Annotated in this window: 10 protein-coding genes and 1 pseudogene; 3 read left to right on the top strand and 8 right to left on the bottom strand. The window is 71.6% G+C overall.

Annotated features, from left to right (window positions below; all coding sequences use genetic code 11):
• Positions 1–1,659 (bottom strand): type 2 lanthipeptide synthetase LanM family protein (locus OFY01_RS11195; protein ID WP_266598821.1); only part of this gene is annotated, 1,659 nt, incomplete at its 3' end.
• 442 nt (positions 1,660–2,101) lie between these two features.
• Here OFY01_RS11195 and OFY01_RS11190 point away from each other — a divergent pair.
• The gene (locus OFY01_RS11190) at positions 2,102–3,112 is read left to right on the top strand and encodes a LuxR C-terminal-related transcriptional regulator (RefSeq protein ID WP_266598819.1); all 1,011 of its coding nucleotides are present in this window, start codon (positions 2,102–2,104) and stop codon (positions 3,110–3,112) included.
• Between the two features lie 23 nt (positions 3,113–3,135).
• Here the strand turns inward: OFY01_RS11190 and OFY01_RS11185 are convergent, their stop codons facing one another.
• The 5 genes from OFY01_RS11185 to OFY01_RS11165 form a co-directional block, all read right to left on the bottom strand.
• A complete protein-coding gene (locus tag OFY01_RS11185) occupies positions 3,136–3,411 on the bottom strand; it encodes a hypothetical protein (protein ID WP_266598817.1) in 276 nt (91 codons plus the stop codon).
• Positions 3,412–3,436: 25 nt separating this feature from the next.
• A complete protein-coding gene (locus OFY01_RS11180) occupies positions 3,437–4,756 on the bottom strand; it encodes an MFS transporter (protein ID WP_266598815.1) in 1,320 nt (439 codons plus the stop codon).
• Between the two features lie 13 nt (positions 4,757–4,769).
• Positions 4,770–5,633, bottom strand: coding sequence for a phytanoyl-CoA dioxygenase family protein (locus OFY01_RS11175; protein ID WP_266598813.1), 864 nt, complete (start codon positions 5,631–5,633; stop codon positions 4,770–4,772).
• Positions 5,630–6,784 (bottom strand): M29 family metallopeptidase, encoded by a 1,155-nt coding sequence (locus tag OFY01_RS11170; RefSeq protein WP_266598811.1) that lies wholly within the window; start codon positions 6,782–6,784, stop codon positions 5,630–5,632. The genes OFY01_RS11175 and OFY01_RS11170 overlap by 4 nt, the downstream gene beginning before the upstream one ends.
• A gap of 171 nt (positions 6,785–6,955) precedes the next feature.
• Positions 6,956–7,084, bottom strand: coding sequence for a hypothetical protein (locus tag OFY01_RS11165; protein WP_266598809.1), 129 nt, complete (start codon positions 7,082–7,084; stop codon positions 6,956–6,958).
• A gap of 308 nt (positions 7,085–7,392) precedes the next feature.
• Between OFY01_RS11165 and OFY01_RS11160 the strand changes: the two genes are divergently transcribed.
• Both OFY01_RS11160 and OFY01_RS11155 read left to right on the top strand, forming a co-directional pair.
• Positions 7,393–8,622, top strand: coding sequence for a cytochrome P450 (locus tag OFY01_RS11160; protein ID WP_266598807.1), 1,230 nt, complete (start codon positions 7,393–7,395; stop codon positions 8,620–8,622).
• Positions 8,623–8,676: 54 nt separating this feature from the next.
• Positions 8,677–9,597 (top strand): methyltransferase domain-containing protein, encoded by a 921-nt coding sequence (locus tag OFY01_RS11155; RefSeq protein ID WP_266598805.1) that lies wholly within the window; start codon positions 8,677–8,679, stop codon positions 9,595–9,597.
• A gap of 159 nt (positions 9,598–9,756) precedes the next feature.
• Here OFY01_RS11155 and OFY01_RS11150 read toward each other — a convergent pair whose 3' ends face one another.
• Positions 9,757–10,182 (bottom strand): hypothetical protein, encoded by a 426-nt coding sequence (locus OFY01_RS11150; RefSeq protein WP_266598803.1) that lies wholly within the window; start codon positions 10,180–10,182, stop codon positions 9,757–9,759.
• 136 nt (positions 10,183–10,318) lie between these two features.
• Positions 10,319–11,088: pseudogene (locus OFY01_RS11145) on the bottom strand (serine/threonine protein kinase); the annotation flags it as partial.

Below are 11,088 nucleotides of genomic sequence, written 5' to 3'. Positions count from 1 at the left end.
CCTGGAACAGCGGGTGTTGGCGTCGGTACGCGCCGCCCTCCCGCCGCGCGCCGCGTGGGGCGGGGCCGGACGTCTGGTGGCCAGGGCCGCCTCGATCAGCCACTCCTGCCGCCGCAGATCCCTGGGACCCATGCCGCGGATCCTCGCGGTCGCGGCGGTCAGGCCGTCCACGGCCAGAACGTCCGTCAGTTCGCGGCCCCGCGAGGTACGCACGTCGCAGGAGTCGGCGCGGGCCGCGAACACGGGGATGTCCCCGGCGACGAGGTCGGCGAGTTCCTCTCCGGCCAGGCGCCGCAGGTGGCCGTGGCCGGTCTCGGCGAACAGCGCGGCGAAGGCGCCCTCCCGGGCCGTCAGGTCACGCAGCGCCTTTGGGCATGTGGCCTCCCCCAGCAGACCGGCATAGGTCTGGCTCGGCCGCACCACCAGTCGTGTCCACGCCCTGGCGAAACCGTCGAGCAGGCCCCGCGGCCCGGTCAGCTCGTCGGTGTGCGCGAGGATCGTTCTGTAGGCCGTCCGGAATCCGGCCAGCAGGCACTCGACGTGTTCGGCAGGATCGGCCGGCGTCCCGTCGAGCACCGGGCGGTTGTCACCCGGGTGGAAGGGGGCGGGTCCACGGACCAGTCGCATGGCGTCCGTGCCCGCCTCCTCCCACCCCGCAGACGCGTCCGGGTGGAACTCACCGGCCCGCGCGCCCACCGCCGACACGTCCAGGGCACCGAAGTCGCCGGTCACCCAGTGGGGCAGCAGCAGGGTGCGGTGGACGGACGCGGCGAGGGCGTACGTGGCAGGGTCGCGGCCACCGTCGGTGCGCGGCACCCAGCAGGGATGGAAGAGCGTCTCCACGTCCACCACGACGGGGTGGTCCGCCGCGGCGATCAGGTTCTCGGCATGGATGTCGGTCGCGTCGACCGCGTACAGCAGCGCCAGCAGCGCGCCGGTGCGCCGGTAGAACCGGGCGACGTCGGCGGCGGACCGGCACGGCTGGGCCGACACGAACTCGGCCCACCCGTAACCGTCTTTGCACAGCAGGCGGACGGCCCGCGGGGCCAGCTCGGGACAGTGGCCCGCGAACCAGCCGAGCAGATCGTTCCAGCGGGCGTGCAGTCCGAGCGGCCGGGGCTTGTGGACCAGCTGCCGTCCGTCGCGGAACTCGAGCACGACGACGGTTCGACCGCCCGTGTGCGGGTCGCTGAGACCGAACCGCGCCCGGACCAGCGGGCCCGGGTCGTCGCCCAGCAGAGCCGCGACCAGCTGCTCGCGGTCGGCCTCAAAGCGCTCCAGCAGTTCGGCGGCGGCCGCGACCGTGTTCAGGCAGCGCTCGGCGATCAACCGGGCGAGCACCGGATGGCGGTGGAGCAGATCGGTCAGCGCCCCCCGGGCACAGATCCCGCGTACGAAGTCGTCGAAGCGTCGCCGCTTGTCCGTGCCGCTCAGTGTTCCGGCCCGTCGGGCCGCGCCCAGTTCCTCGACGAGTGTGCGCGCGGCCAACCGGATCAGGCACTCGGCGAGCCACCGCCGGGCTCCGGCCCACACGGCGCGGGCGTCCGCACCGTCCAAGCCCTGGTCCGGCAGCGCTGCGCGCATCCGGAGGTCGGCGACGAGCAGGAACGGCCGCAGCGGGTCGAGCAGCCGTCCCTGGGGCCCCAGGTGCCGCACCATGGGGGAGAGACCCCCATATTCCGTCCCTGACACCGGCGTCCGGGCGAGCGCTTCCTCCACGAACGCGGCCCAGGCCGGGCCCCGTTGTGGGGTATCCGGCTCGGCCGTGGCGACGGCAGGCAGCCACCACGCGCCCGTTCCCGTGGTCCGCGACGTTCGCATGCCCGGACCTTCGCACATGAGCCGGCCTCGCACATGGGTAGAGTCCCCCCACTTTCTTCGCAGGCGCGGCGCGACGGCTCGGTCGTGACCGGTCCGGAAAGCGGGGGCTGCACCCGCATGTCCCGCTCGCCGCGCCGATGCAAGCGTGGCGGCATGGGCGGTTCCGCGAGGACCGGCGAGCGGGGCCGACACGCCGGTCCAGGTGGACGGACTGACGCGTGTGCTCCGGCGGAACCGCGGCTGCGCACCGTGCGGCACACCGTGGCGAAGGGAGTTGTGGGTGTTCGAAGGCTTTGGGCTCAGCGGTCTCGCCGAGTCCGTCTACCTGGCCATGCTCCACCATCCGGACGAGGGGCTCGACGGCCTCGCCCGTCGGCTCGGCGTCGGCCACGACGAGATCCGGGTCGCGCTCGACGAACTCACCGGCATCTCACTGCTCCAGGTGTTCCCGGGGCGGCCCGCGCCGAAGGCCGTGCGTCCCGAGGTCGGACTCTCGGCCCTGATCGCCCGTCAGCACGCCGAGATGGCCCGCCGGTACCAGCAGATCGAGCAGGGCGCGGCCGCGGTGGCCGCCCTGCTGGCAGAACGCGCCGAGAAACGGCCGGACACCGCAGTCCCGGACGTGGAGCACGTGCGCGGGGTCGACGCCGTCCGTGACCGGTCGAGAGAGCTCACACGCGCCTGCCAGTGGGAGGTGAACTCCTTCGTGCCGGGTGGCCCCCAGCCCGAGGAGGACATCCATACCGGCCGGGCACTGCTCGCCGAGGCGATCGAGCGCGGGGTGCGAGCGCGCACCGTCTACCAGGACAGCGTGCGCAACGACCGGCCGACCCTGGAACACGCGCGGTGGCTCGCCGAGGCCGGCGGCGAGGTGCGCACCACCGCGTCGCTGCCGTTGCGCATGCTCGTCGTGGACCGCCGGGTGGCCGTGGTCCCGATCGATGCGGGTGTCGACGCGAAAGCCGAGACGACCGCGGCGATCGTGGTGTCCAGCTCCGGAGTCGTCACGGCACTGAACGCCCTGTTCGCCTCTGTGTGGCGGTCCGCGGCGACGCTCGGCGCACCTCGCCGACGTGACCGCGACGGGCTGTCGCGTCAGGACCGGCAGGTTCTCAGGTTGCTGGCCACGGGGCTGACCGACGAGGCCATCGCCCGCCACCTGGGCGTATCGGTGCGTACGGCCCGACGGGTCGTGGCGGACCTGCACACCAGGCTGGGCGCACGCAGCAGGTTCCAGGCAGGGGCCCAGGCCGTCTCGCGGGCCTGGCTCACGCCCGACGACCTGGAGTAGGGAGTTGCCAGGTACCGAGGCGCTCAGGGGCCCACCTCGGTGGAGCGGACGGACCAGCCACCACCCGTGACGAGACTGGCCATGGTCCGGCAGCACAGTTGCTCGGCCACCCGCGCCGCGTCCATCAGGTCGAGGGCCTGCACGTAGAGGCTGAACACCACGAAATCGGAGTGGACCTCGATGTGCGTGTGCTGGAGGTTGTCGGTGCCCGCCGCGCCGCATCTGATCTGCCGGTGCAGCAGCTCCGCGGAGTGCGCAGCGCAGCCGGGCATGTCGACCGTGACCCTGGCCAAGTACATGAGACGTTCCGCCCCCCGGGGCGGGTCACACCGTGATCGGGGGGTCGGGAGCCCATCGGGTCACGGCCCAACGGACGAGCTGGGGGCCGAGTATGACGGCAAGCAACGCGAACGCGGTGACCATCGCCCAGCGCGTTCCGAACGCGATGGCCAACGCGCCGCCGACCGGTACCCCGATCAGATCGGCGGCCTGCAACTGCACAAAGGCCATGGCCATCACCTGCGCGATCTTCTCGTTCGGTGCACAGGCCTGCAGCCCTCCGAAGACAGTGGCGATGAGCAGGGTCCCGCCGAAGCTCCCCCCGAGCTCCATGAGCACGAGACCGGCCATCGCGCCGGGCCCGGCGGACGCGAACGGCAGCAGCGCGAGCGACAGCAGACTCATGGCGGTGCCCAGGGCCAGCGTCCGGGCCGCCCCGAACCTCTTCTGCGCCCGGCCGACGAGCATGCCGCCGACCACGCCGCCGACCGCTCCGAAGGACAGGAGCGTGCCGATCAGCGACGGCCGCATGTGCACCGACCGTACGAGGAAGAGCACGAGTACCGGCTGCGTGACGCCGTTGACGAACGCCACCGTGACGGCGGCCCGAAGGCCCGACTGGCGGGCCAGCGCGACGGCCAGCCGTATGTTCGCGGCGGCGCCGAGCCTCTGCTTGCGCGGCTTCACGGCGCCCACGGCCCCACCCTGGCCGGTGCCGTCCTGATCCGTGCTCCGGCCGGCCTTCCCGTCCGCGACCCTGGTCAGCAGGGCCGCGGAGGCCAGGAACGACAGCGCGTCGACCAGGACCACGTACGGGGCCGCGAGGACGGCCAGGAGCGCCCCGCCCAGCGCCGGCCCGCTGATGTCCGCGACGCTGCGGGTCGCCGACATCTTTCCGTTCGCCTCCACCAGGTGCGCCTTGGGAACGATCCGTACCAGCAGCGGGCTGCCCAAGGCGGAGTACACGGCGAGTGCTCCCGAGGCCGCGGCGGCCAGCACGAGGAGCAGCACCATGTGCAGAGCCCCGAGCCACCACAGCAGCGGGATCAGCCCCATGATCGCCGCCTGCACCAGGTTGCACGCCGCCATCATGGGCGCCCGCGAGCGGCTCAGACCGTCCGACCACGCCGCCGCGGGGATCCTGACCAGCAGCGAGGGGAGCACCCCGACCGCCGCCAGCAGGGTCATGTCGAGGGGCGAGGCCCCCAGGGTGACCGCCGCGCACACCGGGACGGTGACGTTGCTGACCGCCGAACCGACCTGGGACAGGCCGGTCGCGGTCCACAGCGCCCGGAACGAGCGATCGGGGAAGGCCGGCGAGGCCGAGGCGTGCTCGTCCCCGTCGGCCAGAGTCGTCGATGTCACGCCGCTCGTCCCTTCACAACGTGGCGATATGGACGGCCGCGGCGGCGGCCTCCTTCGCGAACCAGGCCGGAAAGCTCTCCGGATAGCGCATGTGGGAGATCTCGGCCAGGCGGGGAATGATCCGGGACACGCCGTTCATCGTGCGCATCGAGTCCACGGCGATCTGGCTCAGGAACCGGTGGTTGTCGCGCGCGTGGGTGCGGGCGTAACTGAAGAAGACCCCGAACTTCTCCCGGCCCGGGTCGCGTAGGACCGGCGTGCTGGTGTGCATCAGACGGGCGTTCCACATCACGACGTCACCGGCCCGGGTGTCGACCCGCTCGCGCAGGTCGGACTGGCCGACCGTCCGCGCGGGAATGTCGAACTCGGGATCGGTGGTGCCGTACCCGTCGAAGGACATCAGGTGCGAGGCGCGCACCACGTCGATGCCGCCCCCGCCGACCGGATCGTTGTCCTGCAGGTACAGCCCGCACTGCACGTGCGCGAACGCGGGCTCCCACACGTACGCGGCGGTCGGGCCGACGAACGTCGCGTCCACGTGCCAGGGAACGTACACGTTCTTGCGCGCCGTGCAGTTCGGGTAGAGCACGGGACGCTCGTCGCCCAGCAACTCCTTGACCGCGTTCACCACGCGTTCGCGCAACACGATCCCCGCCAGGAAGTCGTCGGCCAGGAAGTCGCTGGTCAGCATCTCCTGCGCGCCCGAGCCGGTGAGATGCGCCGCGCACAGGGCCCGGGCCTGCTCCACCTCGTCGGCGTCGAGGAGCCCGCGCAGGATCGTGTAGCCGCGCCGGGCGAACTCCCGGGCCGAGGCCGAAGCGGTGGCGGATTCCTCGCCGTCGTGCGGCACGGCACTGTCCATCACGGAGGACGTCATCGCTGGATCCTCACCGGAGCGCCGGGGGTCGCGCAGGACGCCAGACCTTCGAGCTGTCCGTAGCCCAGGCCGCAGCAGTCGCCGGTGATGTCCTCGTCGAGCGCGTCGGCGGGGTGCTCGGCGTCGGTGACGGCGAAGCTCTCCAGGTCGATCGGATCCGGGTCGTCATCGACCCAGATCAGGGCGCCGTCGGTGATCAGGTCGAGATGGACGTCGGCGACGTACGGGACCCGGCTCAGTCTCTGGTTGTGCTGACCCAAGCCGATGTGGACGCCGCAACGCCGCTCGTTGATGTGCGAGTTGGCGGTGATGAACGTGTCGATCCCGCGGTTGGTGCCGAGCCCGAACTCCCCGACGTTGCGACCGTAGGGGCTGTTGAGGCAGAGCTGGAACATCTCGTCGAGTTCCCGGTCGGCGCAGCTGAGGCTGACCGCGCTGCCGTTCTTGATCTCGACACGGACCGGGTTGCCGGCCAGGTCGGCGTTGAGCGACGTGATGATGTTGGCGTTGAACGCCCCGTCGGCGACCAGCACACCGTCGACGGTGGTCGGGTAGGTGGCGATCTCACCGGCCGGCAGGATCGTGAACCCGCCGGGACGCCACACGCCCCGATTGCTGATCCAGTGATACTTCTCCGCATCGAGGCCGATCGTCAGATCGGTGCCCCCACGGCTGGTGACCCGCACTTTGCGGGCCGGCTTCACCCGTTCCAGCAGCGTCGCGTTGAACCGGCTCAGTTGCGTGGGAGTGACATTGAGGGACTTGGTGAAGAACGCGCTGGACGCGCTGATGATCCGCATGATCATCGTGCGGTCGCCGCCGTACTTCTTCAGTGCGGCCTCGAACACGTTGAAGTGCGACATGGTGTCGCGTTCGAGGGCGAGGACGACCAGACGGCCCGGGAGCGTCTCCGGGTCGGGGAGCGCGGCCTCGAAGCGCCCGGCGAACTCCGGGTCCTGAAGCTTGCGCATCGCGACGATCCGGGCCGGGAAGCCTCGGTGCTTCAGGGCGAGCGCCAGCCAGGCCGCCGGGTCGCGGCTGTCCGGGGTGTAGGCGATGACGAAGGTGTCGGTGTTCTCGACGAGGACGTAGTCGTCCAGCAGAACCTGAATTCCCTGCTGGACCTTCTCGTCCGGAACGACGAAGTTCATTTCGGGCTCCTCGGGATCGACGGATATGCGCCGTGCGGGCTTCCAGGCGTGACGGCACGCGGATGAGAAGAGAAGCCGGGCCGGTGCGCCCGGCCCGCGGCAGGGGCACCCCCCGCCGCGCTGAAAGAAGATCTCTTCCAGCACGTGCGAGGAATGCCCCTGCCGGTACTTCTAGTTGTTGTAGAAGGTCGAGTACGAGACCTTCCACGCCACGCTGTCGAGGGAGTCGTCGTCGATGTCGGCCGGCTCGGACGCGGCCATCGTCGCCACCATTTCCTCAAGCTCCTCGAACGCAGACATATCGAAGTCTCCTTCGGTTGGGGATGGAAACAATCAGCGGATGCGCTGACCGGACCGATGGTGCTGGCGGGCGGGTGCCGGACGGAAGTGGTCGATTCCTGCAACCGTGCGAGCGTGGCCCGAACCGGCCATCCAGCCAGGGAAGGGACTGTTCCTGCAATGTCCGTCGGCTGCCACCGCCCATGCGCCGGCTGCTGTGGAATTCCCTGTATACAAGTCCTCGCCGACGACGTGCCAAGACCTTTCCCGGTTACGTTCCCAGCTCCCAGCTCCCAGCTCCCAGCTCCCAGTGGGGAGGAGAACTCGCGGTGATTCAGCCCGAACCGGCGCCGGACGCGCTGCCCTACCCCTTCGGAAAGCCTCACCTCCTCGAACTCGACCCGCGCTATGCCGTCCTGCGCGACGACAAGGGACTGTGCCCGGTCGAGCTCAGGGACCTCGGCCGGGCGTGGCTGTGCTCCCGCTACGCCGATGTCCGCGGCGTCCTCACCGACGGCCGGTTCGCACTGACCCCCGTGGCGCCCCAGCCGGGGGCTTCACGAGCCCGCGGGGCCGGGGCGGCCGCGACACTGACGTCCGACCAGATCACCACAGTGGCCAAGGCGGGCCTCAAACCCCGGCAGATCGAGCGGCTGCGCCCGGCGACAGAGACGATCGCCGATGAACTGCTCGATCGCCTGGGCGGGGCCGGCGGGCCTTGCGGACAGACGTCACCGGCAGACCTCATGGCCGGGTTCGTCAAACCGCTGGCCGCCGGGACGATGTGCGCATTGCTCGACGTGCCCCCCGGCAACCGCACCACGCTGCGCGCGCTGCTGCTCGGGGCGGCCACCACCGCGACGCCCCCGTCCGACGCCGAGAAGCAGGACAGACGGGAACTGGCCCGGTATCTGGGGTCCCTCGTGGCCACGCGTGCCCGTTCCGACGCCGATGACCTGCTGAGCGGCATGATCCGTGCCCGCGGAGAGGGCGACGACCGCCTCACGGACCGCCAGCTGGTCGCCGCGACGCTGCGACTGCTCCTGCCGGGCCTGCAGAACATGGTCCTGACGTCGGCGAATTTCGTGTGCGCGCTGACTCACCACCCGGCGGACCTGGAGCGGCTGCGCCGTCGCCAGGACCTTGTACCGTCCGCGGTCGAGGAACTGATGCGGTTCACGCCGTTCCACAGCACCTCGACGTTCCCCCGGTACGCGACGCGGGACACCGAGATCGGCGGCACGCTGATCCGCCGGGGCGAGGTCGTGGTGGGGGCTCTGTGCGCGGCCAACCGCGACGAGCGCGCATTTCCCCTCGCGGACGTGTTCGACATCCAGCGGGCCGAGAACGCGCACCTCGGCTTCGGCATGGGCCGCCACCACTGTCCGGGCGCCGCACTGGCCCGGATGCAACTTCAGGTGGCCATCGGCGCGCTGGCCCGCCGGATCGACGACCTCCGGCTCGCGCGTCCCGGGACAGGGCCGGAGCCCGGCCGGAGCGCATCCACCGTCGGATGGTTCGACACCCTGCCGGTGACCTGGTCGTCGATCAGAACCTGACGCCGTGCCGACGGCTGGTGCGAAGCGAACCCCGAGTCGATTGAGAGGCAGTTCATGCCGGGACCAGAGTCTTCCACCGAGGTGTCGCGGGTCCGCGCGGCGACGGGATCCGCGAAGAAACCGCCGCCGGCGCCCCGGTCCGCGGCCCGGCCCGGCGAGAACACCTGGACGGACTTCGCGGACGCCCGGGCCCGCGCCTACCTCGACCACGCCCAGAGCGTCCGCGGCGAGGTCCGCTTCCAGCTCGTGACGCGCGCGCTGACCCGGATCCTGCCGCGACGCCCCTGCCGCGTCGTCGACATCGGCGGCGGCTTCGGCCGTCAGGCGGTCCTTCTGGCGCGGGCCGGGCACTCCGTGGTCGTACTGGACAACGACCAGACGCTGCTCCAGGCCGCCACCGACCAGGTCGCCGCGGAGGAACCCGAGGTCGCCCGCCGGGTGAGCCTGGTCCAAGGCGCGGGGGAGCAGGCACCCGAACTGGTGGGCACGGGATTCGACCTCGTCTGCTGCCACAGTGTCCTGCTGTACCTCGCCGATCCGGGCCCCATGCTGAACGCGCTGGCGCGCCTGGTCCGGCCGGGCGGCCTGGTGTCGGTGCTCACCGTCAACCGTGACTCCCTGGCCATCCGTGACGGGCTCCAGGCGGACTGGCGCGGGGCGTTGACGACCTTGCTGGAGTCGAGCGAGCGAGGCGGCCGGTATCTGCCCACACGGGCGGACACCCCGCTCGAACTGGGGCGGCGCCTGACCCGGCTCGGGGTCCTGCCGGTGGAGTGGTACGGCGTGCGTGTGTTCTCCGACCACCGGCTCAGTGAGCCGCCGCCGGAGGAGTTCGCGGACCTGTGCGAACTGGAATGGCAGGCCGGCCTGCGTGACCCCTACCGCCAGTTCGCCCGGCTCTTCCACCTCGTCGCCCGACGCGAGCCGGAATCCGGCCTGCGCGGGGAGCCACTGGAGCCGCCCCTGGCGCCCTGACGCCGACTGCCCGGTGCGTCTTACGTCCCGGAGCAGACAGCGAGTTCGTCGAGCGGCCCCGCGCCCGCGCCCTACCTGGCCTGTACGGGCACGGGCACGGGTACGAGTACGGACTCGGGCACGGGTACGGGTACGGGCACGCGTACGCGCACGGGCACGTCAGTGTGCGCGCCCGCCCCACCAGCCGCGGCCCTGTCGCGCCTGCTGCGCGCGCTTGGCCGCCTTCGCGGCCGCCTTGCGGGCCGCGCGCGCCTCGGCCTCAGCCCGGCGTTGTTCCTCGCGCCTCGCCTCGGCCTCTTTCTGCGCCTGAACGCTGTCGTAGAGCAGTTCCGCGACGGAGAAGCGGCAGCCGTAGGTGCGCATCGAGCCCTTGTTGACCAGCAGGAACCCCTCACCCGTGCGGTAGAGCCAGGTGGCCGAGGGATTCATCGGGTGCTGCGGGACATGGTTGCGGGCCACGTGCTCCAGGCGGGCGAGTGCCTGCTCGCGCGTGCCGGTGACGTGCTCGACCACATGGGCGGCGTACGCCTTGCGCTCGCCCGTCCCGTCGGTCTCCTCGACGATCAGGCCCCACGTGGTAGACATGCGTCCCCCTGCCTCTGTCGGTAGGCGATCAGTGATCGGCCCAGGATGTCAGGTACCGCTGTGGCGGTGGTCCCTTCCCGGGGAGGGGACCACAGCGGGGGAGGGGGAGCGCACGGCTTCTGTTCTTCTGCGCGGCTCAGCAGCGGGGCAGGCCGGGCACCGGCTCGTCGTTGGCGCCGCCCTTGAGGTAGACGTCGCTGACGTAGACGCCGGTGTTGCCCTTGTCGTCGTCGGTCTTGGCCCACCAGACGTTGGTCCACTCGCCGTAGGTTTCCCGGTAGGACAGCTTGACCTGGCAGTAGAAGTAGTTGGTGCCCGCGTACAGGGTGCCGACGGGCCGGTGCGCGGAGTCGTACGACTCGGCCGTGCGCCAGACCTGGCAGTTGTACTTGGTGCCGCCGACGGCCGCGCAGGACGGCGTGGGGCTCGGCGTGCCAGAGCTGCCCGACCCGCCTGCTCCGCCCGGTCCCGCGGAGCCCGCGCCGCTGCCCGTACTCGAACGGGTGGCGGACGGGCGGGCCGAGTGCGACGCCGCCCCGCCACCACTGCCGTCACCGCCGCCGGCCGCGCCGGGGCCGCGGGAGGCCGAGCCGGACTCGGAGGGGCCGGAGGACGGCTCCGACGGGCGGGAGGGCGCCGCACTGTCGCCGTCACCGGCCTTCGACGGCTGTTCGGCCGGTGCGGAGGTGACGGACGAGGAGTGCGAGGCGGCGGCCGGTTCCTTGTGTCCGCCGCCGTGGGCGCCCGCCAGGTATGCCGCCCCTGCGCCCACGGCCAGCACGCCGGCCACCACGGCGGCGATCACGGGGGCGCGCCGCCGGGGGCGCCGCTGTCGCTCGGTGGTGGCTTCGTGGTCAGGACACGGTGGCGGCGGGGGCGCGCCGAACGACCCGCCGGGCGCGGGTC

The organism is Streptomyces beihaiensis (genome assembly GCF_026274175.1).
Taxonomy (GTDB): Bacteria; Actinomycetota; Actinomycetes; order Streptomycetales; family Streptomycetaceae; genus Streptomyces; species Streptomyces beihaiensis.
The sequence above is the reverse complement of the archived record's forward strand: the minus strand, read 5'-3'. Positions and strand labels throughout refer to the sequence as shown.

Coding starts and splice junctions, on each gene's coding strand:
- OFY01_RS11185 (WP_266598817.1), bottom strand. CDS start 3,411: ATGTACTTGGCCAGGGTCACGGTCGACATGCCCGGCTGCGCTGCGCAC.
- OFY01_RS11175 (WP_266598813.1), bottom strand. CDS start 5,633: ATGACGTCCTCCGTGATGGACAGTGCCGTGCCGCACGACGGCGAGGAA.
- OFY01_RS11170 (WP_266598811.1), bottom strand. CDS start 6,784: ATGAACTTCGTCGTTCCGGACGAGAAGGTCCAGCAGGGAATTCAGGTT.
- OFY01_RS11165 (WP_266598809.1), bottom strand. CDS start 7,084: ATGTCTGCGTTCGAGGAGCTTGAGGAAATGGTGGCGACGATGGCCGCG.
- OFY01_RS11155 (WP_266598805.1), top strand. CDS start 8,677: ATGCCGGGACCAGAGTCTTCCACCGAGGTGTCGCGGGTCCGCGCGGCG.
- OFY01_RS11150 (WP_266598803.1), bottom strand. CDS start 10,182: ATGTCTACCACGTGGGGCCTGATCGTCGAGGAGACCGACGGGACGGGC.